20 protein-coding genes are annotated in these 25,086 nt (G+C 72.4%); 8 read left to right on the forward strand and 12 right to left on the reverse strand.

The features are described 5' to 3' along the window. The first annotated feature begins 83 nt into the window (after positions 1-83). Complete coding sequence (locus tag ACIGZJ_RS14590; protein ID WP_396457515.1) at positions 84-695, forward strand: PadR family transcriptional regulator; 612 nt, start codon at positions 84-86, stop codon at positions 693-695. Positions 696-1,149: 454 nt separating this feature from the next. On the opposite strand, the gene ACIGZJ_RS14595 is transcribed toward ACIGZJ_RS14590, so the two are convergent. From ACIGZJ_RS14595 to ACIGZJ_RS14605, 3 genes are all read right to left on the reverse strand, one after another. Next, complete coding sequence (locus ACIGZJ_RS14595) at positions 1,150-2,046, reverse strand: alpha/beta hydrolase fold domain-containing protein (protein WP_396457516.1); 897 nt, start codon at positions 2,044-2,046, stop codon at positions 1,150-1,152. Positions 2,047-2,086: 40 nt separating this feature from the next. After that, positions 2,087-3,409: an MFS transporter gene (locus tag ACIGZJ_RS14600; RefSeq protein WP_396457517.1), complete on the reverse strand. Its 1,323-nt coding sequence runs from the start codon at positions 3,407-3,409 to the stop codon at positions 2,087-2,089. A 75-nt stretch (positions 3,410-3,484) separates the two neighbouring features. Beyond that, positions 3,485-4,702, reverse strand: coding sequence for a M20 family metallopeptidase (locus ACIGZJ_RS14605; protein ID WP_396457663.1), 1,218 nt, complete (start codon positions 4,700-4,702; stop codon positions 3,485-3,487). A 109-nt stretch (positions 4,703-4,811) separates the two neighbouring features. Here ACIGZJ_RS14605 and ACIGZJ_RS14610 point away from each other — a divergent pair, with 109 nt between their 5' ends. Next, positions 4,812-5,870, forward strand: a complete 1,059-nt coding sequence (locus ACIGZJ_RS14610; RefSeq protein WP_396457518.1) for an AsnC family transcriptional regulator — start codon at positions 4,812-4,814, stop codon at positions 5,868-5,870. Between the two features lie 223 nt (positions 5,871-6,093). Beyond that, positions 6,094-7,590 carry a cellulose binding domain-containing protein gene (locus tag ACIGZJ_RS14615; RefSeq protein WP_396457519.1) on the forward strand — a complete coding sequence of 499 codons (1,497 nt, stop codon included), beginning with the start codon at positions 6,094-6,096 and terminating at the stop codon, positions 7,588-7,590. Positions 7,591-8,828: 1,238 nt separating this feature from the next. On the opposite strand, the gene ACIGZJ_RS14620 is transcribed toward ACIGZJ_RS14615, so the two are convergent. Beyond that, complete coding sequence (locus ACIGZJ_RS14620; protein WP_396457520.1) at positions 8,829-9,638, reverse strand: exodeoxyribonuclease III; 810 nt, start codon at positions 9,636-9,638, stop codon at positions 8,829-8,831. Between the two features lie 292 nt (positions 9,639-9,930). Here ACIGZJ_RS14620 and ACIGZJ_RS14625 point away from each other — a divergent pair, with 292 nt between their 5' ends. Next, positions 9,931-10,704 (forward strand): GntR family transcriptional regulator, encoded by a 774-nt coding sequence (locus ACIGZJ_RS14625; RefSeq protein WP_396457664.1) that lies wholly within the window; start codon positions 9,931-9,933, stop codon positions 10,702-10,704. A 130-nt stretch (positions 10,705-10,834) separates the two neighbouring features. Here ACIGZJ_RS14625 and ACIGZJ_RS14630 read toward each other — a convergent pair whose 3' ends face one another. Then, positions 10,835-12,019, reverse strand: coding sequence for an ROK family protein (locus ACIGZJ_RS14630; protein WP_396457521.1), 1,185 nt, complete (start codon positions 12,017-12,019; stop codon positions 10,835-10,837). Positions 12,020-12,413: 394 nt separating this feature from the next. Here ACIGZJ_RS14630 and ACIGZJ_RS14635 point away from each other — a divergent pair, with 394 nt between their 5' ends. Both ACIGZJ_RS14635 and ACIGZJ_RS14640 read left to right on the forward strand, forming a co-directional pair. After that, positions 12,414-13,109: a class I SAM-dependent methyltransferase gene (locus tag ACIGZJ_RS14635; protein WP_396457522.1), complete on the forward strand. Its 696-nt coding sequence runs from the start codon at positions 12,414-12,416 to the stop codon at positions 13,107-13,109. 78 nt (positions 13,110-13,187) lie between these two features. Then, complete coding sequence (locus ACIGZJ_RS14640) at positions 13,188-13,625, forward strand: GNAT family N-acetyltransferase (protein ID WP_396457523.1); 438 nt, start codon at positions 13,188-13,190, stop codon at positions 13,623-13,625. A gap of 60 nt (positions 13,626-13,685) precedes the next feature. Here the strand turns inward: ACIGZJ_RS14640 and ACIGZJ_RS14645 are convergent, their stop codons facing one another. Both ACIGZJ_RS14645 and ACIGZJ_RS14650 read right to left on the reverse strand, forming a co-directional pair. Further along, entirely contained in the window at positions 13,686-14,897 is a 1,212-nt protein-coding gene (locus tag ACIGZJ_RS14645; protein WP_396457524.1) for an LLM class flavin-dependent oxidoreductase, read from the reverse strand. After that, positions 14,894-16,240, reverse strand: coding sequence for an NtaA/DmoA family FMN-dependent monooxygenase (locus tag ACIGZJ_RS14650; RefSeq protein ID WP_396457525.1), 1,347 nt, complete (start codon positions 16,238-16,240; stop codon positions 14,894-14,896). The genes ACIGZJ_RS14645 and ACIGZJ_RS14650 overlap by 4 nt, the downstream gene beginning before the upstream one ends. A 350-nt stretch (positions 16,241-16,590) precedes the next feature. On the opposite strand from ACIGZJ_RS14650, the gene ACIGZJ_RS14655 reads away from it, so the two are divergent. Beyond that, positions 16,591-17,184 carry a hypothetical protein gene (locus ACIGZJ_RS14655; protein ID WP_396457526.1) on the forward strand — a complete coding sequence of 198 codons (594 nt, stop codon included), beginning with the start codon at positions 16,591-16,593 and terminating at the stop codon, positions 17,182-17,184. Positions 17,185-17,301: 117 nt separating this feature from the next. Here ACIGZJ_RS14655 and bioD read toward each other — a convergent pair whose 3' ends face one another. The 3 genes from bioD to bioB are packed head-to-tail and all read right to left on the reverse strand — an operon-like array spanning position 17,302 to position 20,604. Further along, positions 17,302-18,039, reverse strand: a complete 738-nt coding sequence (gene bioD / locus ACIGZJ_RS14660) for a dethiobiotin synthase (RefSeq protein ID WP_396457527.1) — start codon at positions 18,037-18,039, stop codon at positions 17,302-17,304. Continuing rightward, entirely contained in the window at positions 18,036-19,337 is a 1,302-nt protein-coding gene (locus tag ACIGZJ_RS14665; protein ID WP_396457528.1) for an adenosylmethionine--8-amino-7-oxononanoate transaminase, read from the reverse strand. The genes bioD and ACIGZJ_RS14665 overlap by 4 nt, the downstream gene beginning before the upstream one ends. A 19-nt stretch (positions 19,338-19,356) precedes the next feature. Continuing rightward, on the reverse strand, positions 19,357-20,604 hold the full coding sequence (gene bioB, locus ACIGZJ_RS14670) for a biotin synthase BioB (protein ID WP_396457529.1): 1,248 nt from the start codon (positions 20,602-20,604) through the stop codon (positions 19,357-19,359). Between the two features lie 214 nt (positions 20,605-20,818). Here bioB and ACIGZJ_RS14675 point away from each other — a divergent pair, with 214 nt between their 5' ends. Continuing rightward, the gene (locus ACIGZJ_RS14675; RefSeq protein WP_396457530.1) at positions 20,819-21,643 is read left to right on the forward strand and encodes a hypothetical protein; all 825 of its coding nucleotides are present in this window, start codon (positions 20,819-20,821) and stop codon (positions 21,641-21,643) included. Between the two features lie 69 nt (positions 21,644-21,712). On the opposite strand, the gene ACIGZJ_RS14680 is transcribed toward ACIGZJ_RS14675, so the two are convergent. Together ACIGZJ_RS14680 and ACIGZJ_RS14685 are read right to left on the reverse strand one after the other, a co-directional pair. Next, positions 21,713-24,205 carry a DEAD/DEAH box helicase gene (locus ACIGZJ_RS14680; protein ID WP_396457665.1) on the reverse strand — a complete coding sequence of 831 codons (2,493 nt, stop codon included), beginning with the start codon at positions 24,203-24,205 and terminating at the stop codon, positions 21,713-21,715. Between the two features lie 103 nt (positions 24,206-24,308). Further along, a complete protein-coding gene (locus ACIGZJ_RS14685; RefSeq protein WP_396457531.1) occupies positions 24,309-24,995 on the reverse strand; it encodes a hypothetical protein in 687 nt (228 codons plus the stop codon). Positions 24,996-25,086: the final 91 nt, after the last annotated feature.

Genomic DNA, 25,086 nt, shown 5'->3' on the forward strand with positions numbered 1-25,086 from the left:
CGTGGCCCGGCACGTCAAGCCCGGGCCGGTAGCATGGACGCCTCGACACCCCCGCACCCACCGCTCTTCGAAAGAAACAGCCGATGCGCCTTGAGCACGTGATCCTCGGACTGCTGGCCCTTCGGCCCGTCTCCGGCTACGACATCCGCAAGTGGATGGAGGGCAAAGGCAAGTACCTGGGCTACGACGTGCAGCTGCCGCAGATCTACCGCACTCTTCCGCGCCTGGTGGACAACGGCTGGGCGGAGTTCGACCTCGACCCGCGTGAAGGCCGTCCGGACGCCAAGGTCTACCGGCTGACCGGTGCCGGCCGCGACGCACTCCTGGACTGGGCACGCTCACCGTACGAGCCGTCACCGCGTCCGGCCGACCCCGACTTCCAGCTGCGTTTCCTCTTCGCCGGTCAACTCGGTCCGGAGTACGCGATCACCGCGCTGCGTACCGAACTCGACTACCGGCTCGCCCACTTCGGGGAGCCCGGCTGGATGGACTTCACCACCCTCGGCCTCGATCCCATCCCCGACATCGACACCGCCTGGGTCCGCAAACTCCACCTCGCCGCCCACGAACACGGCTACGCCTCCACGGCCGCCTACATCGCCTGGCTCCAGCTCACCCTGGCCCGACTGGAAGGCGAAGCCGGACTGCCGCCCAGGCGCACCCCCTACCGGGGCGCACACCACGACAGCCCCTGAGGACGCCCGGGACATCGGTGGGAATCGCCTGACGTCGACTGCTCACGGGGCCGGGTCCTGAGGTGCGGATTCCACTGCTGCGGCCGTTCTCGGTGCAGGCGGATTTGGGTGCCCCGCGCTCCTGGAGGACCGCGCGCAAACACGGCCGAGGAGCGCCGCGCGGTTGCGAGGGGCCTGCTTGCGGCCGGCGAGTGGCCAAGGCCGGTGCGGGAGGCCCCGCCGTGAGGGCGTGTGAGCTATAGATGACTACGAACATAGGACTGCGATCCAGCGGCCGGTGCTTCGACCTCCAGCACGGGCCAGCGTCGACCGCAGAGGCGGATCCACCCACCAGCCGGCTTTCGTACCGTGAGGGCGTGCTGCGAATCACGGCAGGGTAGGGGTCCCGTTCCGGCCGGACGAACGAGATCCCGCAGCTCGCCGGCCGACGGCGGGCGCTCGGCGAAGGAGCGCGTCAACTCCGCAGCGCGGCACAGATGGTGGTGCGGGCGGCTCTGCCTTCGGGGATGGGCAGGAGGGGGTAGACGTGCAGCATCTCCGGAGCTTCGTGGAAGTCCAGGTCGATGCCGGCGACCGCGGCGCGGGCGGCCAGTTGTCGGGCGTCGGCGTTGAGGATGTCGCGGGTGCCGCTGAACAGCGTGATCGGGTTCAACCCGGAGAGGTCGGCGTGCAGGGGGCTGACGTGGGGGTGGTCGGTGGGGAGATCACCGCGGTAGAGGTCTCCGGCGTAGCGTGCTCCGGCGATGGCGAGCCAGGGGTCGCGGTCTTCGAGCAGGGTGATGCGCGGGTCGGTGAGGGTGATGTCCAGCCAGGGTGAGATGAGGATGGTGTGGGCGGGCCCGGGCAGTCCGCGGTCGCGCAGGTGGAGGGCGACGGCCAGGGCCATGCCGCCGCCGGCTGAGTCTCCGATGAGGCTTGGGGCTGTGTCGCCGTCGCCTTCGAGCAGTTCGGCGGCCAGGTCGGTGACGGCCGGTACGACTTCTGCTGCGGTCGCCAGCGGGGCGAGGGGGTAGATCGGAACGGTGACCCGGATGGCGGTTTCGGTGGCGATGTGGGCGATCAGCTTCCAGTGCTGGGGGGCTATCTCGTTGATGTACGCGCCGCCGTGCAGGTAGATCGCCCGGCGGCGGGCGTCGTGGCCGCGCGGGGTGACCTCGTAGACGGGCCATCCGGCGACCCGGCGGACGGTGAGGGCGACCGTGCGCTCGAGTCCGGCCGGCGGTGCGTGTCGGGTCGGCCGCAGGGATCGGGCGTGGACCTGTTCCCGGACGGCGTCCGCCGATTGGAACAGCTTCTTGGCGCCGCGGAGCCTCAGCAGGGTCGGCATCGCTCTGCTGGTCAGGCTCGGCACGGTAGGGCTCCGTCTCCTCGGTCTGCGGTGTTGTTCGGTGTCACGTCAGGTCGGTGTTCTTCGTCTCGGGCATCCGGTGTACGACGGCCAGGGCGAGGAGTAGCAGGGCCACCGTGTAGCCGAGGAAGAGGTCGCCGCGGCCGGTGCTGGTCAGCCAGGTCTGGAGGTAGGGGGCGCTGCCGCCGCAGGCGGCCACGGCGATCGCGTAGGGCAAGCCCACACCTGTCGTGCGCAGCCGGGTGGGGAACATCTCGGCGAAGACGGCGGGGGTGATTGCCGCGCCGGCGGACATGAAGAGCATGGCGATGGTCATGGAGGTGGCCAGCTGCCAGACCTGGTCCTGGATGAGCCAGTTGAGGGGGAAGGCCAGGGCGGCTCCGCCGATGTAGGAGCCGTACAGGACGGGCTTGCGGCCGATGCGGTCGGAGAGGGCGCCGAACAGCGGCAGCGCGGCGAGGAAGACGAGGTTGGCGAGGACTCCCGCCCACAGTGCGGCGGACGCGTCGATGCCCTTGAGGGAGATGGCCTGGGCCGGGGCGGAGACGGCCCAGGTGTAGTAGACGACCGTGCCGCCCAGCGTGAGGCCGATCACGCGCAGGCAGGCCGCCCGGTTCTCCCAGAAGCCTCGCCACAGGGAGGTGTGGTGTTCGTGGTCCGATGTGTCGGCCTGCTGCTCGAAGGCTTCGGTCTCCTCCAGCCTGAGCCGCGTCACCAGTGCGTACAGGCCGAGGAGTCCGCCGATGACGAACGGCACCCGCCAGCCCCACGCGTGGAGTTGATGGTCACTCAGGAAGGAGGCGAGGACGGCCGCGAGGACGGTGGCGACCATGATGCCGCAGGTGCCGGAGATGTAGATCAGGCTCGACCAGAGCCCTCGCCGCTCCCGGGGGGCCATCTCCGCGACGTAGGTCTGAGCGGCGGGGAGCTCGCCGCCGTGGGCCAGGCCCTGGACGAGCCGGGCGAACACCAGAAGGGCGGAGGCGCCCACGCCGATGGTGGCGTGGGTAGGGGCGAGGCCGATCAGCAGGCTTCCGGCGGCGGCCAGCGTGATGGAGGCGACCATTGCCGCCCGGCGTCCCTTGCGGTCGCTGAGCCGGCCGAAGACCAGTCCGCCCAGGGGGCGCATGAGGAAGCCGACGGCGAAGATCGCCAGGGTGCTCAGCAGGGCGGATTTCGGATCGGCGGAGGGGAAGAACTGCGAGGCGAAGAACGGGGTGAAGACGGCGTAGACGTTCCAGTCGTACCACTCCAGGGCGTTGCCCACGCCGGTGCCGATCACGGTGCGCAGGCGTGAGGGCTTGGCAGGGTCGGCTGGGGTGCGGGAGACGCGGGGTCTGGTGGTGGGTGATGCACTGTCAGGCATGGTTGCTCCTGCGGGGCGAAGCGAAGTGCAGCGTGGACGGGCTGCTTCGGGGCGAGCGGTGTGGGGAGGGCGTGGTCAGCGGGTGAGAGGGAGGGCGTGGGCGGCGACGGTCAGGCGGCGCAGGGCGAGTTCGGCGTAGAGCGCGGCTCCGTCGCCGAGGACGCGGTCGTCGAAGACGGCCAGCGGCGAGTGGTTGTACGGTGCGCGCCGGACGTCGCGGTCCGGCGGGCAGGCGCCCAGGACCACGAGCGCGCCGGGGACTTCGGCCAGGACCCGGGAGAAGTCCTCGGAGCCGGTGCCCGGCTGGGGTGCCCACGCGAACCGGTTCTCCCCGTGGAGGTCGGCCACCACGTCGGCGGCGAACTCGGCTTCGACGGCGTCGTTGACGGTGAGGGGGTACTGCTCGGCGTACTCGATGTCGAGGTCGAGGCCGTGCGCGGCGGCGATGCCCCGGCACAGCTGGACGGCGCCGTCCTTGATCCGGCCGTGGGAGGCGGCGGAGAACGATCGCACGGTTGCCTCGAAGCGGGCCGCGTCGGGAATGACGTTGTCGGCGGTGCCCGCGTGGAAGGCGCCCACGGTCAGGACCACCGGGTCGAACGGGTCGAAGCTGCGGGTGATGAAGGTCTGGAGCGCGGTGACCATCTCGCAGGCCGCGGGTATCGGGTCCTTCGCCAGATGCGGCATCGAGCCGTGTCCGCCCGCGCCCCTGACGGTCACGCGCAGGCGGTCGGAGGCTGCCAGGACTGGTCCCCGGCGGGTTGCGAACAGCCCGTTCGGGTGGCCGGCCGAGGTGACGTGCAGCGCGTAGGCGGCCACCGGCCGCTCACCGGAGGCGTCCAGGACTCCTTCGGCCACCATGTGGCCCGCCCCGTCGTAACCCTCTTCCCCGGGCTGGAACATGAGGACCACGTCGCCGGCCAGCTCGCCCCGTCGGGCGGACAGGAGCTGCGCGGCGCCGGCGAGCATCGCGGTGTGCAGGTCGTGGCCACAGGCGTGCATGGCGCCTTCAGTGCGGGATGCGTACGCGAGGTCGGCGCGTTCAGCGACGGGCAGCGCGTCCATGTCGGCGCGCAGCAACACGGTGGGGCCGGGCCGGGTGCCGCGCAGGACCGCGGTGACGGAGGTCAGCCCTTCGCCCGTGGTGATCTCCAAGGGCAGACCGTCCAGGGCGGCCAGAACCTTGTCCTGCGTGCGGGGCAGCGTCAGGCCCAGTTCAGGTTCGGCGTGCAGGGCCCGCCGAAGGCGGACCAGATCGCCGTGCAGGTTTCGTGCGTCCTCGCGTACCGACACCGGCATCCTCATTTCCTCGGCGTTCACCTCGCTGTCGCTCGGCGTCTTGTTGCCAGTGATGATGGATACTCGGCTCACAATCCCTCCAGATATGCAGGATCTTTCTCCCATGCCTGATCGTTTGCAGGAATCTGCACCACTCGACGAGCTCGACCTCGCCCTGGTCAACACGTTGCAGATCGACCCGCGGGCTCCCTGGTCCCGGATCGGCCAGGCCCTCGAACTCGACCCCGTCACCGTGGCCAGGCGCTGGTCGCGGCTCACGGAATCCGGGGTCGCCTGGATCACGGCACAGCCCGGCCGCGCCCAGATCTCCCAGGGGTACCTGGCCTTCGTCGAGGTCGACTGCCAGGCGGGCCGTGCCCTCGAAGTGGCCAACACCCTCGCCGAATGGCCACACGTGCTGACCGTGGAGCACACGAGCGGCGGCCGGGACCTCCTGCTCACCGTGTCGGTGCCCTCCCTGCCCGCACTCTCCCGCTACCTGCTGGAACAGATCGGCGCGCTTCCCGGCATCAGCTCCGCCCGCACCCAGCTCGGCACCCATGTCTTCGCGCACGCCACCGACTGGCGCCTGCGCTCCCTGGACCCCCGGCAGCGCGCCACCCTGACCGCAGCCCGCCCCGGCCGTACCCCCTCGACACCGCAGACGCTCACTCCCAGGGACCGCCTGCTGTGCGTCCGCCTCGGCGCCGACGGACGCACCTCGCTCACGGATCTCGCCCAGGAACTGGACGTGGGGATCACCACCGTGCGCAAACGCCTCGCCGTACTCATCGCCAACGAAGACCTCGAACTGCGCTGCGAAGTCGCCCAACCCCTGTGCGGCTGGCCGATCTCCACCACGATCTGGGCGCAGGCCCGCCTCGACGAACGGGACTCCCTCACCGCACTGATGGCCGCCGTCCCGGAGATCCGGGCGTGCATCGGACTCGCCGGGGGAACGGCGAACCTGCTCATCAGCGTCTGGCTCCGCGCCCTGCCCGACGCCCGAAGCCTCGAAGCGCGCCTCACCAGTGCTCTGCCCCAGCTGAAGGTGCTCGACCAGGCGGTCTCCCTGCGCTTCGTCAAACGCATGGGCCGCATCCTCGACCCATCCGGGCGCAGCGTACGCACCATCCCGATGGACATCTGGTCCGAACCCTCCGAGCAACCCGAGGCCAACTGACGTCCAGCCCCGGCCGCGCCTTCGCCGGGAGTTGACGGCGCGTAGGGCCGGTGGCGCCGTTGCCGAGCACTGACCGGGACTGTTGACGCCGCAATTGGTCTATGCCATTTTCTGATCACGCGGCCGAGCACCTCCACCCCCACTGACTGCTGTCACGGAGGCGCTCGGAGCTTCGCCCTGCGAGCCGTGCCGCCATCCCAGCCCCCACCTCAGGAGAAGGCCCATGAGCACGCCCTTGACCAACCGGTGGCGCCGCATCCAAGCTGCACTCACCGCTGCCGCCGTGACCGGCCTCGGTGTCAGCGCCCTGACCGCCCCTCGGGCCGAAGCCGCCGGCGAGGCCGTCACCGTTCAGTACCAGCACAGCGGCGGCGGCAGCGCCCAGATCACCCCCTGGCTCAAGGTGGTCAACACCGGCTCCGGCACAGTTCCGTTGAGCCAGGTCAAGGTGCGCTACTACTTCAAGGCCGACACCGCCTCAGCCGCCTACACCTACGCCTGCGACTGGGCCGTTAAGGGCTGCGCCAACGTGACCGGCACCTTCGGCACCCTGACCGAGCCCGGCGCCGCCGCCGACCGCTACCTCGAGATCGGATTCACCGCAGGCGCCGGATCCCTGACGCCCGGCGCCGACACCGGGGACGTCCAACTGCGCTTCCAACGCTCCGACTGGCTGACGGTCGATCAGAACGACGACTACTCTTTCGGACCGGACCAGACCACATACGCGAACTGGCCGAGGGTCACCGCGTCCATCGCAGGAGTCCAGGTATGGGGCACCGCACCCACAGGCGCCCAGCCCACCCCCACGCCAACCCCGACCAGCACGCCAACCCCGACGGCCTCCGCCACGCCAACCCCCACGGCCACTCCGACGCCGACTCCCACTGCGACCACGCCGCCGTCCAGTGGTTCCGCGCTCTTCGACGACTTCAACTACACCGCTCACACCGACCCCGCGATCGGCACCCACGGGTGGACCGTGCGCTCCGGTGGCGGCGGACCAGGAGTCTGGGGCGCCACCTGGGCGCCGGAGAACGTCACCTTCGCCAAGGACGGCGCGAACTCCGTCATGACCCTGCGGACCTCGACCGCCGGAACCGCCGAATCCACCCGGCAGAGCGAACTGAGCACTCAGGCAGCAAAGTTCAAGAACGGCACCTACGCGGCCCGCGTCCGCTTCTCCGACGCGCCGGTGAGCGGTCCGGACGGTGACCACCTCGTCCAGAGCTTCTTCACCATCAACGATCTCAAGGCGCCCATGGCCGACGACTACTCCGAATACGACTTCGAGTACCTCCCCAACGGCGGCTGGGGAGAGAGCGCCAACATCCTCTACACCACCTCCTGGGAAACGTTCCGCCCCGACCCCTGGGAGGCCGTCAACCAGCACACCGAGACCAGGACGAGCTACGCCGGCTGGCACGACCTCGTGATGACCATCGACAGCAACGCCATCGTCTTCTTCATCGACGGCAAGGAATTCGCGCGCCACGACGCCCGCTACCTTCCGGAGCGCCCCATGGTCATCGACTTCAACCAGTGGCTCATCGACTTCACCGGACAGACCTCCACCACCCCGCGCACCCACGAACAGAGCATCGACTACGTCCTGCACGTCAAGGACCAAGTCCTGACACCCGCCCAGGTCGCCGCCACCGTCGCCGCGTACCGCGCGACAGGAACGACCTTCGAAGACTCCGTACCCACCACCCCGTAGACCCAGGGCCTGTGTGCGGTTGTGATCAGTCTTCGGGTTCTGCCCCCGTCTTGGGGCAGAACCCGGTAGGGGCGGTTTGACGCGACGCGAAGGCAACTCACCGACAAGCATTGGGACTTGACCGAGCCGTACCTGCCGGTCTCCCGCCTGGAGCGGCCCGGGCGAGCGTCCTTGGCCTGGACGGCGCGGTGCCCGATCCACGGCTCACCCAGGACTTCCGGAGGGCTGTGGCGGGACTGCAGGACATCCTCGTCCGGGACGAACCCGAAGCCGCCAACGCCTTCACCGGCTGGACCTGGCTGGCCGAGCTGGAGGTCCGGGTCCCACCGGGGCTCCGGATCCAGCTCGACTCCGGGGACGGCGGGGAGGTGCTCGAGCTCCCCGTTGACGCACAGATCGACCGCACGGCCAAGGCCCTCTTCGTCTCCGCCCCGGAGGCGCTGCGGACCACTCGCGGTGGAGGCATGGCCGTGGCGAGCTTCTTCTCGGGCGAGCGGACCCACGTCGGTCACCGGTGGCGCGACCTCTGGGAGGCGGATGCGCCCGACCAGCCGCCGAGCGCAACCCCGCTCGTGTCCGCGCGTCAGCAGGATCACGAGGAGCAGCAGCGGATGAACGACCTGCTGCGGCAGCGCAAGCTGACGATGCCCGGCACTCCGGCCGCCCCGGGGAAACCGCTCCGCCCGCCAGCCTCGACCCCCGCACTGCCGGGGCCCAGGTCCGCGGTCACTCCGGCTGTGCCCGCGGCGCCCGCAGGTCCGATTGCGCCGCCCGGGGAGCGGGGGAGCCGACGCTCCGCATCATCAAGGATCCATTGCGCTTCTTCGAGGTCGAGCCCGTCGCGGACGTCAAACTCAAGGCGGTGCGGGACGTGGATGCGGAAGCCTCGGTCCTGCGATGGCCTGCCGGCGGCTCATGAGATCGGTACAGGACCCGAACGGTACGACACCCCGGCCCCGGCCAGCGCGTGCCGATCAGGTCGGGTCAGGTCCGCCTTCGCCCCAGGTCCTTCTGTACGGTGGGGCCGGAGTCGGTGGCCTGGATCACGGTCGACCCGCCGACTTTCTACAAATCGAGTCGTTTCCCTTGCCTGTGTCCGGCATGTCGGGTGTGAAGTGTGCGACCTCCGCTGTGTGGTCTGCGGTGGGGTGATGGGCAGGCGAGCGCCCTGGTTCTGCCCCGGTCGGATGTGGCTGTGACCGAGGGGGGCTCCCAGGGCGCTTCATCTTCCCTTGGCACTACTGGAGTTGGCCGATGTCGAAGACCGCGGTGACGGGTGCGTGGTCGGACCAGCGCTCGGCGTGGGAGGCGGGCCGTTCGACGTAAGCCTCTGTGCAGGTGGCCGCGAGTTTCTGAGTGGCCATCAGATAGTCAATCCTCCAGCCGGAGTCGTTGTCGAAGGCGCGGCCGCGGTAGGACCACCAGGTGTAGGGGCCGGTGCAGTCGGGGTGGAGGGTGCGGACGACGTCGACGTAGCCGGCCTCGTCGTGGACGCGGGTGAGCCAGGCGCGCTCCTCGGGGAGGAAGCCGGCGGCCTTCTGGTTGGCCTTCCAGTTCTTGAGGTCCTCGGGGCGGTGGGCGATGTTCCAGTCGCCGCAGACCGCGACCTCCCGGCCTTCGGCGGCGGCGCGGGTGCGGAGCTTGCCGAGGTGGACCAGGAACTCGGCCATGAAGCGTTCCTTTTCCTCCTGGCGTTCGGTGCCGACCTCGCCGGAAGGGAGATAGAGGCTGGCCACGGTCAGCCCGGGAAGGTCGATTTCTACATACCTGCCCGAATTGTCGAATTCGGCGGACTCGAAACCGATCGCCGTCCGCACCGGCTCCTGCCGGGAAAGCACCGCTACTCCGGCCCGGCCCTTGGCGGCGGCCGGTGCCCAGACCGCGTGCCAGCCGTCCAGGTCGCGCAGTTCGGCGGGCAGCTGTCCGGGCTCGGAGCGCACCTCCTGGAGGCAGACCACGTCCGCCTCGGTGGCGGCCAGCCACTCGATGAAGCCCTTCTTGGCCGCTGCCCGGATTCCGTTCACGTTCACACTCGTCACCACGATCACCCGGGAAGCCTACCCAGCGGGGGCCGCCCGGGTGGAAACGGCGCGGCGGGCGTGTGGCCTGCGGCGGGGGCGTTTGAGGTGACGTGAACGCGGCATGAATCCCCGCGACATCCTCGCCAACCCCCGTCATTGGTCTTGACCATCTCCGGATGCAGCCCCTAGTGTCACTTACTGCAAGGACCTTTAATAAAGAAGGACGGATAAAGCCCGCTCTCCCACCTGCCGCAACAGCGGACAGCGGGCCGGGATCCGCCCCTCTTTCGGCACGGCGGACAAACGGGTGGAGGCCATGGTGGGGACGACAGGACAGCTCGCGGCGGTACCGGAACCGAAGTACTGGCACCTGCGTACGGTGCTGCTCCGCGCCATCGACACGGAGTTCTCCACCGGTCAGGTCCTCCCCAACGAGCGCGAGCTCTCCGCCCGCTTCGGGGTGGCCCGGGCCACGCTGCGCCAGGCGCTCGACCAGCTGGAGCTGGAGGGCCGCCTGGTCCGCCGCCGGGGAATCGGCACCCTGATCGCCGCCCCCCGGGTCGGTGTCCCGGTCAACCGGCACGAGGAGGGCTGGCCGGGTACCGCCCGCAGCCAGGCCTGGCGCACGGTCGACTGCACCACCGCCCCCGCGACCGCCCGACTGGCCAAGGGCCTCGGCATCGCGGAGGGGGCCACCGTGCACACCGTCCGCCGGGTCCGCATGGTGCAGGGCCAGAACATGGCCACCGAGTCGCTGCACGTGCCGGCCTCCGCCCTGCCGCACCTGCCGGGCTTTCGCGCCGAGAGCGACCGGGCCCGTTCGGTGCTGCGCCAGCTGGAGCGCCTGGAGGTCGACGGCGAGTCCCGCGCGGTCGAGCTCGGTGTCGCCGAGGCCGAGGAGGCCTCCCTGCTGGAGCGCCCGCCCGGCACGCCCGTCCTGGTGATGACCACCCAGTACGCCGCCGCCGGCCGCCTGGTCGCCCTCGCGGTCTCCACCTACCGGGCGGACACCTGCAAGCTCACCTTCGGTGAGACCGGCCTCGTCGAGGTCACCCCCGTCGGTGCGACCTCCGGGGTCCGCACCGCCTCCTGAACCATTTGCCGCACACCCTCAGGCCAAGGCCCGGACGCTCAACGAGCGCCCGGGCCTTGGCCGTTGTACGAGCTCTTGAGCCCGAGGGGCACGCCATCGGGCACGAGGGGGCGGGCGGGCCGCCCGGGCCTCAGGCCCGGGCGGCAGCGGCGCCGGTCGGGGGGTCGACGGCGAAGAGCTGCTCCTCGACGTGGTCCAGGGCGACCCGCAGGGCGCCCATCGCGACCACCTCGGAGCCGAGGGCGGCCAGCGCCACCTCGGGCGCGCGCAGGGTGAAGCGGGCGAGGCGCTCGCGCAGCGGCTCCAGGACGCCGTCCAGACCGGCCGCCCAGCCGCCGACCACCACCAGCTGGGGGTCGATCGCCAGTACCAGGGCCGCCACGTCGTGCACCAGCCGGGCGAGGAAGCGGTCCATCGCGACCCGGGCCACCTCGTCGCCCTCGCGGGCCAGCCGCAGGACCCGGGCCACGGCGGCCTCGTCCAGCGGGTCCAGCGGCTTGCCGGTGGTGGACAGCAGGCGCTCGGGGGTCACCTCCTGGCCGAGCAGGTGGAGGGCGCCGATCTCGCCGGCGGCGCCGCCGAAACCGCGGTGCAGTCGCCCGTTGATCAGCGAGCCGGCGCCGGGGCTGAGCCCGGCCATCACGAACACGACGTCGTCAGCGCCGACCGCCGCGCCCTGCCAGTGCTCGGCGATCGCGGCCAGGTTGGCGTCGTTCTCGATCAGCACCGGGCAGCGGAACGAGCGGCGCAGCCGGGCTCCCAGGTCCAACCCGGTCCAGCCGGGCATCGCGGTGCCGAGCTGCACCGTGCCGTCCCGGTCCACGATGCCGGGGGTGCCGACGCCGACCGCCCACAGGTTGTCGCGGGAGATCCCGGCCTTGCGCAGCACCTCGGCGACCACGGTACGGACGGCGGTCAGCCGCTCCTCCGCGTCCAGGCCCTCGTCGACCGGTCTGAAGTGACTGCCGACCACCTCGCCGGTGAGGTCGGCGAGGACGACGCGGACGTCGTGCACCCCGATCTCCACGGCGAGGATGTGCCCGGCCTCGGCGCGGAACCGGAACCACCGGGCCGGGCGGCCGCGCTGGCGGCCCCCGCCGGGCTGGCCGCCGTTCTGCGGCTGGTCGACCTCGGCGACCAGGCCGGTCTCGACCAGGCCCTCGATGACGCCCTCCACCGTGGGCCGGGACAGTCCGGTGTCCCCGACCAGTTGAGTGAGGGTCACCGAGTGTCCGGCCCGCAGTGCCCTCAGCGTGACCGCGGCGTTGATCCGCCGAAGCAGCGAGGAGTCCCCTCCGGTGAGCCGATCCGCCAAGATGCTGCCCTTCGCCGTTCGCGCGACTGCCCTGGCGCGCGGTGCCGAGTGCGCGGGATCCACCTGATGGTCCGCGAGAGTCCGCCGCCCGGAACGCGGGCACGGCAGCGCTGGGCCGCCTGCGCCAAGGCCGGAGGGCATGTGCCGGATGCTACCCGGGCCCGGGCCCGGCGGGCGAGCATCTTCGCAGCTCATCCAGGCTTCGGTATCGAAATGGTACGCATCGCCTGGCGCTGCGTGATCCTGCCCGCCGGATCGCCGGGCGGGCGGCCGACGGCAGGCCGGGAGTGGGTCGACGGCAGGCCGATGACGGGTCGGCGGTGGACCGACGGCGGACCGGCGGTGGACCGACGCTTGGCCGACGGCGGGTCGGGCGGAGCTCTATGCTGCGGGCATGCTGAACGAGACGCGCACGGTTCACCCGGGCGCAAGCGCTGTGTCGGACCAGGCCTTCGTCCGGAGTGAGACCCGTCCGGCTCTCGTTCCCTTCGTCCCCGAGATCAGCCTCCACATGGCCGACGACGCCATCGCCCTGTGGGAGACGACGGAGTCGGCCCGCGGCGAGATCGGCCTGCCGCCGCCGTTCTGGGCCTTCGCCTGGGCCGGGGGGATGGGCGTCGCCCGCTATGTGCTCGACCACCCGGAGGTGGTGGCCGGGCGGACCGTGCTCGACCTGGCGGCCGGCTCCGGACTGGTCGGGATCGCGGCGGCGCTGCGGGGGGCCTCGGACGTCCGGGCGGCGGAGATCGACCCGCTCGCGGTGGCGGCCGTCGCGGTCAACGCCGAGGAGAACGGCGTCCGGGTGGACGCGTCGGTCGAGGACCTGCTCGACGGGGACGGCGGGCCGGCCGAGGTGGTCCTGGCCGGGGACGTGTTCTACGAGCGGGAGATGGCCGCCCGGTTCCTGCCGTTTCTGGAGCGGGCCCAGGCCAGGGGGGCCGTGGTGATCGTCGGCGACCCGGGGCGGGCCTACCTGCCGCGCGAGCGGTTCACCGCGCTGGCCGTCTATCAGGTACCGGTCGTCGCCGACCTGGAGGACGCCGCCGTCAAGGCCACCACCGTCTGGGAGCTCGCCCGCAGGGAGGGCTGAGGGGCCGGAGGGCGGCGGACCGTCCCGGCCCGCGAAATTCCCGGACGCCGGGCGGACGGCCCTGGTAGACACGCCCGCATGACCGACGACATCGTGCTGCGCACCGCCACCCCCGACGAGATCCCCGCCGTGCTCGCCCTCTGGGCCCGGGCCGCCAAGGGCACCAGCATCACGGACGACGCCGACGGCGTGGCCGCGCTGCTCGCCCGGGATCCGGAGTGCCTGATCGTCGCGACCCGGGCCGGTGGCGGCGAGGCCCTCCTCGGCACCGTCATCGCGGGCTGGGACGGCTGGCGCTGTCACCTCTACCGGCTCGCCGTCGACCCGGACCACCGCCGCCGGGGCATCGGTGCCGCGCTGCTGGCGGCCGCGGAGGACCGCTTCGCCGCCCTCGGCGGGCGTCGTGCGGACGCCATGGTGCTCGACGACAACCCGCTCGGGCAGCGCACCTGGACGGCGGCCGGCTATGGGCCGCAACCGGCCTGGACCCGCTGGGTGAAGCCGCTGTCGGCCTGATGCGTGACTGTCTGAGGCGCGGCGCCGGTGCGCCCGGTGCCCCGCTCGGCCCGAGCAGGCCTACGCCCGGGCCGCCGCATAGCGGCCGACCGGTCGGGTCAGGCCGAGGTGCCCGCGGAGGGTGTCCGCCGTGTACGCCTCCCGGAAGGCGCCGCGGCGGCGCAGTTCCGGGACCAGCGCGCGGGTGACGGCGGTCAGGTCGTGCGGCAGCTCGCCGGGGCGCAGGCGGAACCCGTCCAGGCCGGCCGCCTGCCAGTCGAGCAGCAGGTCGGCGAGCTCGGACGGGGTACCGGTGAACACCTCCGCGTCGGAGGCGAGCGGTGCGCCGTCCAGTTCGTCCAGGCGTTCCTTGCGCCGGGCGGCGGCGCCGGGCCGCTCGTCCAGGAAGACCAGCAGGTCGGCGAAGGCCCGCAGCGGCAGGGAGTCGGGTCGGCCGACGGCGGCCCTGGCCGCGGCGACCTCGGCGAGGACGGCCGCCGCGCCCGCGCGCGAGTGCGGCGTGACGAAGACGAGGTCGGCGCCCTTCGCGGCGAGTTCGTAGGGGATGCCGGCATGTGCGAGGACGGCGACCGGCGGCTGGCCCTGCGGCGGGCGCGGGGTGATGGACGGGCCGCGCACGCTGAAGTGCTCGCCGGTGAAGTCGACCGGGTGGAGCCGGGCGCGGTCGACGAACCGGCCGGTGGCGCTGTCGCGGATCTCCGCGTCGTCGTCCCAGCTGTCCCAGAGCCGCCGGACCACCTCGACCACGTCGGCGGCCTCGTCGAAGAGCGGGCGCAGCCGCCCGGCGATGAGCTCGGGGTCGCGGATGTCGTCCCGGGTGAGCTGTGGGGTCCGGCGGCGCCCGAAGTGCGCGGAGTCCTCGGCGCGGGCGGAGAGCTGCGGGCGCCAGCCGGCCCGGCCCCGGCTGGCGAAGTCGAGGGTGGCGATGGCGGTGGAGACGTGGAACGGCTCGGTGTGGGTGACGTTGGTGGTCGGGACGAGTCCGATCCGCGAGGTCAGTGGCGCCACCCGGCTCGCCACCAGGACGGCGTCCAGCCGGCCGCGGACCTGGTCGGTCCGGTCGTCCGGTCCGGTGAGGTCGGCGGACTGCAGGGCCAGGGCGTCCTCGAAGGTGACGAGGTCGAGCAGGCCGTGCTCGGCCTCGGCGACCAGGTCGGCCCAGTAGCCGGCGGTGAACAGCGCGCCCGGCCGGGCGCCGTCCGCGCGCCAGGCGGCGGGGTGCCAGCCGGCGCCGTCCAGGGCGACGGCGAGGTGCAGGGGCTGCTGGCTCATGAGGCCGGGGCCTCCTTCCGGGCGGCGGTCAGACCGAGGTGGTCGCGGAGGGTCGTGCCGGTGTAGTCGGTGCGGTACACGCCCTTCTCCTGGAGCAGTGGGACGACCCGGTCGACCAGGTCGTCCAGCCCACCGGGGATCAGGTGCGGGGCGATGACGAAGCCGTCGGAGCCGTCGTTCTGCACGAACTCGTCCATCGCGTCGGCGACTTCGCGCGGTGTTCCGATGAAGGTCTGCCGTCCGGTGACCTCGGTGACCAGCTCCCGCAGGCTCAGCCCGCGCTCCTCGGCGAGTTCCCGCCACTGCCGGGCGGTCGCCGCCCGGTCGGTGCGGAACAGGGCGTGGCCCTTGAGCAGCAGGCTGTCCGGGTCCGGGTCGACGTCGGGCAGCGGCCCGTCCGGGTCGTAGGAGGACAGGTCCCGGCCCCAGACCGCCTCCAGGTAGGCGATCGCCGTCTCCGGTCCGACCTGGGCGCGGCGGATCTCGGCGGCGCGCTCGTGCGCCTCCTCGGTGGTGTCGCCGATGACGTAGGTGACGGCGGGCAGGATCTTCAGGTCCTCCGGTGAGCGGCCGTACGCGGCGAGCCGGCCCTTGACGTCCCGGTAGAAGTCCCGGGCCTCGGGGAGCCTGCTGTGCCGGCTGAAGATGACGTCCGCGTCGGAGGCGGCGAACTCCCGGCCCTCCGGGGACTCGCCCGCCTGGATGACCACCGGGTGGCCCTGCGGCGGGCGCGGGGTGTTGAACCGGCCCGCGATGTCGAAGTGGGCTCCCCGGTGGGTGAACCCGCCCGCCCCGGCCCGGACGAAGCGGCCGGCGGCCTGGTCCGCGAGGACGTCGTCCGCCGCCCAGCTGTCCCACAACTCCCGTGCGGTCCGCAGGAATTCTGCGGCCCTGGTGTAGCGGTCGGACTCCGCGAGGAACCCGCCCCGGCGGAAGTTCTCGCCGGTGAACTCGTCGAAGCTGGTCACCACGTTCCAGGCCGCCCGGCCCTCGCTCAGGTGGTCCAGCGCGGCCAGCCGCCGCGCCACCTCGTACGGTTCGTTGAACGTGGAGTTGACGGTGGCGGCGAGTCCGAGCCGCGAGGTCACGGCGGCCAGGGCGCTCAGTACGGTCAGCGACTCCGGCCGCCCGACCACGTCGAGTTCGTAGACCTCGCCCTTGTGTTCGCGCAGTCGAAGCCCCTCCGCGAGGAAGAAGAAGTCGAACCGCCCCCGCTCGGCCGTCTGCGCGAAGCGGAGGAAGGAGTCGAAGTCGATCTGGCTGCGGGCCTCGGGATGGGACCAGACGGTGGTGTTCCCGATGCCGGGGAAGAACGCGGCGAGGTGGATCTGCTTACCGGGCACGACGGTTGATCGCCTCCTGGGGTCCGAGGTGAGGACCCGCCCATCCTGTGCACGGCCGCAGGCGGGAGGCAACGGATGCAATCAACTGTTCACGGGCGGAAACGCCGCGTCCGGCCGGGTTGTCCGGGGGTCACACGGCGGGCGCGGGAGGGGCCGTGAGCCTCGGGTGCGGCGGGGGTCGGGGTGGTGTCGATCCTGCGCCCGGAGCCTGCCGGGCCACCCGGTGACGCCTGCTCAACTCCCGTGGTCATCGGGTGAGTCAGGGTGCGCCGACCGGGCTGTCGGAGTGGGCGGGTACGCTGGGCGGACTTCCCCGGGTGCGGACCGGGGACACGGCCGGCGGGGGGACCATGACAGAGCACGCCACGGGTACGACACCGGCGCGGCGCGGCGGTACGGCCGGGCTCGCGGCGGGCTTCCTCGCGCTGCTGCTCGCGGCCACCGGCTGCAGCAGCGCCGGGACCACCGCGGCGCCCTCCCGCTCGGCGGCACCGGCACCGCCCACCACCGGGGCACCCGCCACGCCATCGGCTTCCTCCGTGCCGCAGTCGACGCCCCCGCAGTCGACGCCGCCGCCCGTCGTCCCGCCCGTCCTGCCGTCCGCGTCGGTGGAGCCGCCGGCGCCCAGCGACCCCGTCCCCGTGATCTACGGCTGCACGGGGGAGCAGCTCTCGGAGCCGAGGTCCTTCCCCGTGGGGTGCGGCGCCGGCACCGGGCAGTTGGACGGGCTGACCTGGAAGGACTGGGGCGGGCTGGCCGCCACCGGCACGGGTCGGCTGTGGCAGACCACGGCCGCCGGCGGCGTGGCCGCCTACCCCGCCACGGTGACGCTCGGCGGCCTGACCGGCGGCGACTACACCACCATGCGGATCTCCGCGCCCAAGGCCGACAAGGCCAACCTCGAACTCGCCCTCGCCAAGACCGGCCCGACGCTCAAGGGCTGACGCTCAAGGCCCGACGCTCAAGGACTGCCGCTCAAGGACTGCCGCTCAAGGCCGACAGCGAAGGGCCCGGCGCCGAGGCCGCCGCCGCTGCACCCCGCCGCTGCACCCCGCCGCCGACTACTGCGGCCGCTGCGCCCGGGCGAACTCCGCCGCGTCCCACCGGCCGCCGAGCGCCGGGGCCAGCGAGTCGAGCGCCCGCACGGGGAAGCCGGCCGCCACGGCGGCACCCGAGGGGAGCGCCCCGAGCAGCGGCGCGCCCGCCGAGCGGGGCAGGTCGGCGAGGTTGCAGCGGTCGGCCAGGCCGGGGGAGTCGGGCCAGGCGCCGATGACCACGCCGAGCAGGTCCAGCCCGCGGGCGGTCAGCGCCTCCGCGGTCAGCGCCGTGGTGTTGAGCGTGCCGAGGCCCGCCGTCGCGACCAGCAGCACCTGGGCGGGCAGGCCGAGGTCCAGCACCGCCCGCGCCTGGTCGGCGAGGGTGTGGCCCTCCTCGTCGTAGCGGACCAGCAGGCCCCCGGCGCCCTCGACCAGCACGAGGTCGTGCCCGTCGGCGAGTTCGGCGACGGCCTGGGCCACCTCGGCGGGCGAGACGGTCGGCCGGCCGGCCCGGCGGGCGGCGGTGTCCGGGGCCAGCGGCTCGGGGTAGCGGGCGAGTTCGCGGGTGGTCAGCGGGGCGCCGACCAGTCGGACCACCTCGTCCGCGTCGCCCCGCTCGTGCGGGGTGACGCCCGTCTGGCCCGGCTTCAGCACGGCGACCTTCAGGCCGCCCTGCAGCGCGGCCGAGGCGACCGCGGCCGTGGTGACGGTCTTGCCGACCTCGGTGCCCGTGCCGGTGACGAACAGGATCCGCGCGCTCATCCGGCCACCGCCGCAGCGGTCACGGCGGCGCCGATCCGGGCCACGTCCTCGTCGCCGGTCACATAGGGCGGCATGGTGTAGATCAGATCGCGGAACGGCCGCAGCCAGACGCCCTCCCGGGCGGCCGCCTCGGTGGCGGCCACCACGTCCACCGGGTGGTCCAACTGCACCACGCCGATCGCGCCCTGGACCCGCACGTCCTTGACCCCCGGCAGCTCCGCGGCCCCCGCCAGGCCCTCCCGGAGCCCGGCGCCGACCCGCTTCACCTCGACCTCCCAGTCCTGCCCGAGCAGCAGGTCGAGCGAGGCGTTGGCGACCGCCGTGGCCAGCGGGTTGCCCATGAACGTCGGCCCGTGCGCCAGCACCGGCATCTCGCCCCGGCTGATCCCGTCCGCGATCTCACCGGTGCACAGCGCCGCGGCCAGCGTCAGGTAGCCGCCGGTGAGCGCCTTGCCCAGGCACATCACGTCCGGTGCGACCCCGGCGTGGTCCGCCGCGAACAGCGCGCCGCTGCGCCCGAAGCCGGTGGCGATCTCGTCGAAGACGAGCAGCACGCCGTGGCGGTCGCACAGGTCGCGCAGCATCCGCAGGTAGGCGGGGGAGTGGAACTGCATCCCGCCCGCGCCCTGCACCACCGGTTCGACGATCACGGCCGCCAGCTCGTCGGCGTGGCGCTCCACCAGCTCCTCGAAGCGGGCCGCGTACCCGGCGTCCAGCGGCGCGTCGAAGCCGGCCGGCGGCTGCGGTGCGAAGAGCTGGTCGGGCAGCACGCCGCCCCACAGGTGGTGCATGCCGCCCTGCGGGTCGCAGACCGACATCGGGTGGAAGGTGTCCCCGTGGTAGCCGCCGCGCCAGGTGAGCAGCCGGCGCTTCTCCGGCCGGCCGATGGACTGCCAGTACTGCAGGCACATCTTCATCGCGACCTCGACGGCCACCGACCCGGAGTCGGACAGGAAGACGTGCTGGAGCGGCTCCGGCGTGATCTCCACCAGCCGGGCGGCCAGCCGGACGGCGGGCTCGTGGGTGAGCCCGCCGAACATCACATGGCTCATCCGGCCCAGCTGGTCGCGTACCGCCTCGTCCAGCACCGGGTGCCGGTAGCCGTGGATGGCCGCCCACCAGGACGACATCCCGTCGACCAGTTCCCGGTGCCCCGCGACGGGTTGGGCGAGCCGGAGCCGCACTCCGGACGCGGACTCGACCACGTACGGGGTGACGGTGCCGGGCATCGGCCCGTACGGGTGCCAGACGTGGGCCCGGTCGAGGGCGAGCAGGTTGTCTGCGGACAGCTGAGCCATGATGGATTCCCCGGGGTGGTCAGGCGTTGGGTGCCAGCTCGGTGCCGGCCCCGCGACGGCGGACCCGGACGAGGTCGCTGCGCAGCCCGTCACCGGCGGCCTCGGCGGCTTCCCCGGCGGCTACCTCGGTACCGGCCGGCTCGGCCGCGTCCTCGGCGGTGCCACCGCAGCCGGTGGTCGCGGCCCCGGTCGCGGCGCCGTGTCCGCCGCAGGGCCCGCAGCCGCCGCCCGTCCCGCAGGAGTCGCCCGCGGCGGCCACGTCGGACCGGTGGCGGGGCAGGGTCGCCTCGCCGGCGCCCTCCACCTCGAAGCCGGCGTCCTTGATCATGTCGAGGTCGGCCTGGCCGGCCTGGCCCTCGCTGGTCAGGTAGTCGCCGAGGAAGATCGAGTTGGCGATGTGCAGGCCCAGCGGCTGCATCGAGCGCAGGTGGACCTCGCGGCCGCCCGCGATCCGCACCTCGACGTCCGGGCAGACGAAGCGGACCATCGCCAGGATGCGCAGGCAGCGCTGCGGGGTGAGGTTCCACTCCTTGGCCAGCGGGGTGCCCTCGAACGGGATCAGGAAGTTCACCGGCACCGAGTCGGAGCCCAGCTCGCGCAGCGCGAAGACCACGTCGACCAGGTCCTCGTCGGTCTCGCCCATGCCCGCGATCAGGCCCGAGCAGGCCGACAGGCCCGCGCCGTGCGCCTTCTGCACGGTGTCCACCCGGTCCGCGTAGGTGTGGGTGGTGGTGATGCCGCCGTAGGTGCCCTCGGAGGTGTTGAGGTTGTGGTTGTAGGCGTCGGCGCCGGCCGCCTTCAGCCGCTCCGCCTGGTTGTCGGAGAGCAGGCCGAGGCAGGCGCAGATCTCGACCGCCGGGTCGGCGTCCTTGATGGCGGCGATGGTGTCGGTCACCCGGTCGATGTCACGGTCCGTCGGGCCGCGGCCGCTGGCCACCAGGCAGACCCGCTTGGCGCCGCCGGAGACCCCGGCGCGGGCCGCGTCGGCGGCCTGGTCCGGCTTCAGCCAGGTGTACTTGAGGATCTCGGCCTTCGAGCCCAGGCGCTGCGAACAGTACGAGCAGTCCTCCGGGCAGAGCCCGCTCTTCAGGTTCACGAGGTAGTTGAGCTTGACCCGGCGGCCGAACCACTGCCGGCGCACCCGCCCGGCGGCCGCGACCACGTCCAGCAGCTCGTCGTCGGTGGTGGCGAGGACGGCCAGGGCTTCTTCCCGGGTGGGGACGTCCCCGCGCAGGCCCTTGGCGGTGAGGGTATCGAGCAGATCCATGGGCTCGATCCTGCCTGCTGGCCGTCGGCCGACGCCAGAGGAAACCCACCAGAAGATCCCCGGGAGGATGTGCGAGTTGTCACAGCTCCACAGCTCACGGTAGTGGTGCAGGTCACGTCCGTGTCCACGGTGGTTACCGGCGGGTAGTGCGAGTGATCGCCAACGGCCATCCCCCGTGATCTCCGCCACCCGCGCACTGCTTAGAATCTGCGCCATGACCACGCAGGGGGAGCGCACCCCGTCACCGGGAGACAACGGGACCGAGCAGCCGGCCGGTGAGTACCGGTCCAGGAGACTCAGCGCACGCCGAACCGTGGGCTGGATCGTCGTGGTGGGCGTGGTGGCGGCCGGAGGCTGGATCATCACCCGGCCCACGCCCGGCGACTTCATACCCGGCCTCGGCCCGTCCAGCAAGGAGGCGACCAGGACGCCGCCGGTGGTCGGCAGCCCGCCGCCGCGGACCGTGACCGACCCCGAGGGCCTCAACGTCGACGTGTACTTCCCGGCCCAGCGGCCGGTCGAGGTCGGCGCCTACAAGGGCAAGCGCTCCGGCGTCCGACAGGGCCAGAACTGCACCGAGGCGCTTCAGGACCGCACCCAGGACCCGCTGCGCGACACCGGCTGCCAGGGCTACCTCACCGTCAGTTTCACCGGCCAGGACAAGCCGGTGCTGAGCAGCGTCACCGTGCTGCGGTTCGGTGACGAGGCGTCCGCCGCGAAGGCCGCGCAGGCCCTGCAGGCCAAGCCGGGTGCGCTGGCCTTCATCCTCCCGGACGCCACCACCGCCCCGGCCCAGCCGGCCGGCAGCGCCAGGACCGGCTCGGAGCCGCGGGTCGAGGCCGTCCGCTACTACGTGACCGTCGCCAGCTCGCGGCTCGCCGACGCCCACAGCGCCGCCGCCGCGCCCGCCGCGACCGCCACCGGGGCGACCCCGCTCAGCGTGCCGCCGAGCACCGCGCCCGCCGGTTCGGAGCAGATGCTGGAGGAGGCCACCCGCGCGATCTCGTACGCCGCGGGCGCGCCGTTCATCTGGATGTGACGCCAGGACCGGTCCCGGCCTCGGCCCGTGTGCCTCGGCCCCGTCCGGTCGGACGGGGCCGAGGGCGGCTCAGCCGCCCAGCCGGTCCACCGCGGTGACCCGCAGCACCGCGCGGCCCTCCTCGTCCGACCCGTAGAGGTCGACCTCGGCGCTGATGCCCCAGTCGTGGTCGCCCGCCGGGTCGTCGAAGATCTGCCGGACCTTCCAGGAGGAGTCCTCCTCCTCGATCAGCAGCATCTTCGGGCCGCGCGCGTTCGGGCCGGTGCCGAGGTCGTCGTACTCGTCCCAGTACCCGTCCATGGCGTCCGCCCAGCGGTCCGCGTCCCAGCCGTACTCGCCGTCCAGTGCGGCCAGCGCGTCGTAGTGCTCCAGCGCGACCAGCTCCACCCGGCGGAACATCTCGTTGCGCACCAGCACCCGGAACGCCCGGGCGTTGGCCGTCACCGGCGCCGGCTTGTCGTCCAGGGTGACCTCGGCCGCCTGCGGCTCGGTCGGGTTGGCCAGCTGCTCCCACTCGTCCAGCAGGCTGGAGTCGACCTGGCGGACCAGCTCGCCGAGCCAGGCGATGACGTCCTTGAGGTCGTCGGTCTTGATGTCCTCGGGGACGGTCTGCTCCAGCGCCTTGTAGGCACCGGCCAGGTAGCGCAGGACGATGCCCTCGGTGCGGGCCAGGTCGTAGTGGCCGACGTAGTCGGTGAAGGTCATCGCCCGCTCGTACAGGTCGCGGACGACGGACTTCGGGCGCAGCTCGTGGTCGCCGATCCACGGGTGTGCCCGGCGGTACACCTCGTAGGCGTGGGTGAGCAGCTCCTCCAGCGGCTTCGGGTAGGTGATGTCCTGGAGCCGCTCCATCCGCTCCTCGTACTCGACGCCGTCGCGCTTCATCTCCCCGATGGCCTCGCCGCGCTCCTTGTTCTGCTGCGAGGCGAGGATCTGGCGCGGGTCGTCGAGGGTGGCCTCGACCACGGAGACGACGTCCATCGCGTACGAGGGCGAGGTCGGGTCGAGCAGCTCGAAGGCGGCCAGCGCGAAGGTGGAGAGCGGCTGGTTGAGCGCGAAGTTCTCCTGGAGGTCCAGGGTGAGGCGGACGATCCGGCCCTCGGCGTCGGGCTCCGGCAGCCGCTCCACGATGCCGCCCTCCAGCAGCGAGCGGTAGATGGCGATGGTGGAGCGGATGTGCCGGCGCTGGGCGGCGCGGTCCTCGTGGTTGTCGGTGAGCAGCTTGCGCATCGCCTCGAAGGCGTTGCCCGGGCGGCCGATGACGGCCAGCAGCATCGCGTGGGTCACCTTGAAGCGGGAGACCAGCGGCTCGGGGTCGGCGCCGATCAGCCGGTCGAAGGTCTCCTCGGTCCAGCCGACGAAGCCCTCGGGGGCCTTCTTGCGGACGACCTTGCGCTTCTTCTTAGGGTCGTCGCCGGCCTTGGCGACCGCCCGGTCGTTCTCGATCACGTGCTCCGGCGCCTGGGCGACGACCTGCCCGACGGTGTCGAACCCGGCGCGGCCCGCGCGGCCCGCGATCTGGTGGAACTCGCGGGCGCGCAGCACCCGGACCCGCACGCCGTCGTACTTGGACAGCGCGGTGAACAGCACCGTGCGGATCGGCACGTTGACGCCGACGCCGAGCGTGTCCGTCCCGCAGATCACCTTCAACAGGCCTGCCTGCGCGAGCCGTTCGACCAGCCGACGGTACTTGGGCAGCATGCCCGCGTGGTGCACGCCGATGCCGTGGCGCACGTAACGGGACAGGTTGCGGCCGAACTTGGTGGTGAAGCGGAAGTTGCCGATCAGGTCGGCGATGGCGTCCTTCTCCGCCTTCGAGCACATGTTGATGCTCATCAGCGACTGCGCCCGCTCCACCGCCTCCTTCTGCGTGAAGTGCACGACGTAGACGGGCGCCTGCCCCGTCTTCAGCAGCTCCTCCAGGGTGTCGTGGAGGGTGGTGCGGCGGTACTCGTAGAACAGCGGGACGGGCCGGGTGGCCGAGCGGACCACCGTGGTGGGCCGGCCGGTGCGGCGGGTGAGGTCCTCCTCGAAGCGGCGGACGTCGCCCAGGGTCGCGGACATCAGCAGGAACTGCGCCTGCGGGAGCTCCAGCAGCGGGATCTGCCAGGCCCAGCCGCGGTCCGGCTCCGCGTAGAAGTGGAACTCGTCCATGACGACCTGGCCGATGTCGGCCCTGGGCCCGTCGTGCAGCGAGATCTGCGCCAGCACCTCGGCGGTGCAGCAGATGATCGGCGCGGTCGGGTTGACGCTCGCGTCGCCGGTCATCATGCCGACCTGCTCGGTGCCGAACATCTTGCACAGGTCGAAGAACTTCTCCGAGACCAGCGCCTTGATCGGCGCGGTGTAGAAGGTCCGCTTGCCCTCCGCCAGCGCGGCGAAGTGCGCTCCCGCCGCCACCAGGCTCTTGCCCGACCCGGTCGGCGTCGCCAGGATGACGTTGTTCCCCGACACCAGCTCGATCAGCGCCTCCTCCTGAGCCGGGTACAGCGTGATCCCGCGCTCCTCCGCCCAGGCGGCGAACGTCTCGTACAGCGCGTCGGGGGTGGCGGGCTTCGGCATCAGGTCTAGGAGGTTCACCCGGCTATCTTGCCTGCTCGCGTGCACCCCGGGCAAAGGCCCGGGCAAAGCCCCGGGCAAAAGCCGGGGCCTTGCCCGGGGCCGGTCACCTTGCCGGAACGGCGGGCGGGGCGTCCGCCGGGGCGATCCCCTCGCAGTGCTCGCCGGCGATCGCCTTCTGCGCGGTCCGCCAGGCGACGGCCACGTGCGAGGCCCGCAGCTCGTCGGGGCCGGTGCCCGCGGCGGCGGTGCCGGTGACCCGCACCCGGCGGTAGTGGTCCTCGGTCCGGCCCGCGTAGTCGCACCGGTAGAGCAGGTCGACGCTCGCGTCGGGCCGGATCCAGCCGGTGATACCCGCTCCGGCGGCCAGCGGCCGCGGCGGCTGGTCGGGGCGGTCGGCCGTACCGAGCCGGGCCTCCTCGAACGCGGCCTGGTCGGGCCGCTCCACGCCGACGCTCAGGACCTTCCTGCCGTGCGAGGTGTCCCAGCGGACGTCGCACCACGGAACGGTCTTCCCGCCGACCGGGTCGCCCTCCTGCCTGACCACCACCGTGCCGTCGTCCCCGGCGGCGGGCTTCAGGTCCGCCCGGGTGACCAGCGACCAGCAGGCGCTCTGCGGCAGGTCGACCGAGTTCCACGGCTGCCACGCCCAGAGGCCGGCCGCCATCACGGCCGCCAGCGGCAGCCCCACCGAGACCAGCCTGCGCCGGCGCCGCACCCGGCGGGCCTCGACCTCCGCGAAGGCCGCGCGGGCGATGCCCTGGGCGGATCCGGACTGGGTTTCTTCGGTCATCGGCTGCTTGCCGCCTTCGTCGTCGTAACCACGGGAGTGGGGAGCCGCCCCGCAGGCCGTCCGGGCCTGCGGGAGGGGTGCGCGCCGGTGG

The organism is Kitasatospora sp. NPDC052868 (assembly GCF_044547105.1).
Lineage (GTDB): Bacteria > Actinomycetota > Actinomycetes > Streptomycetales > Streptomycetaceae > Kitasatospora.

What these genes read in the sequence shown, in the direction of transcription:
- ACIGZJ_RS14675 (WP_396457530.1), top strand. Translation starts at nt 20,819, where the DNA reads ATGACCACGCAGGGGGAGCGCACCCCGTCACCGGGAGACAACGGGACC.
- ACIGZJ_RS14640 (WP_396457523.1), top strand. Translation starts at nt 13,188, where the DNA reads ATGACCGACGACATCGTGCTGCGCACCGCCACCCCCGACGAGATCCCC.
- ACIGZJ_RS14645 (WP_396457524.1), bottom strand. Translation starts at nt 14,897, where the DNA reads ATGAGCCAGCAGCCCCTGCACCTCGCCGTCGCCCTGGACGGCGCCGGC.
- bioD (WP_396457527.1), bottom strand. Translation starts at nt 18,039, where the DNA reads ATGAGCGCGCGGATCCTGTTCGTCACCGGCACGGGCACCGAGGTCGGC.
- ACIGZJ_RS14680 (WP_396457665.1), bottom strand. Translation starts at nt 24,205, where the DNA reads ATGCCGAAGCCCGCCACCCCCGACGCGCTGTACGAGACGTTCGCCGCC.
- bioB (WP_396457529.1), bottom strand. Translation starts at nt 20,604, where the DNA reads ATGGATCTGCTCGATACCCTCACCGCCAAGGGCCTGCGCGGGGACGTC.
- ACIGZJ_RS14665 (WP_396457528.1), bottom strand. Translation starts at nt 19,337, where the DNA reads ATGGCTCAGCTGTCCGCAGACAACCTGCTCGCCCTCGACCGGGCCCAC.
- ACIGZJ_RS14655 (WP_396457526.1), top strand. Translation starts at nt 16,591, where the DNA reads ATGACAGAGCACGCCACGGGTACGACACCGGCGCGGCGCGGCGGTACG.
- ACIGZJ_RS14685 (WP_396457531.1), bottom strand. Translation starts at nt 24,995, where the DNA reads ATGACCGAAGAAACCCAGTCCGGATCCGCCCAGGGCATCGCCCGCGCG.
- ACIGZJ_RS14590 (WP_396457515.1), top strand. Translation starts at nt 84, where the DNA reads ATGCGCCTTGAGCACGTGATCCTCGGACTGCTGGCCCTTCGGCCCGTC.
- ACIGZJ_RS14615 (WP_396457519.1), top strand. Translation starts at nt 6,094, where the DNA reads ATGAGCACGCCCTTGACCAACCGGTGGCGCCGCATCCAAGCTGCACTC.
- ACIGZJ_RS14610 (WP_396457518.1), top strand. Translation starts at nt 4,812, where the DNA reads ATGCCTGATCGTTTGCAGGAATCTGCACCACTCGACGAGCTCGACCTC.
- ACIGZJ_RS14635 (WP_396457522.1), top strand. Translation starts at nt 12,414, where the DNA reads ATGCTGAACGAGACGCGCACGGTTCACCCGGGCGCAAGCGCTGTGTCG.
- ACIGZJ_RS14600 (WP_396457517.1), bottom strand. Translation starts at nt 3,409, where the DNA reads ATGCCTGACAGTGCATCACCCACCACCAGACCCCGCGTCTCCCGCACC.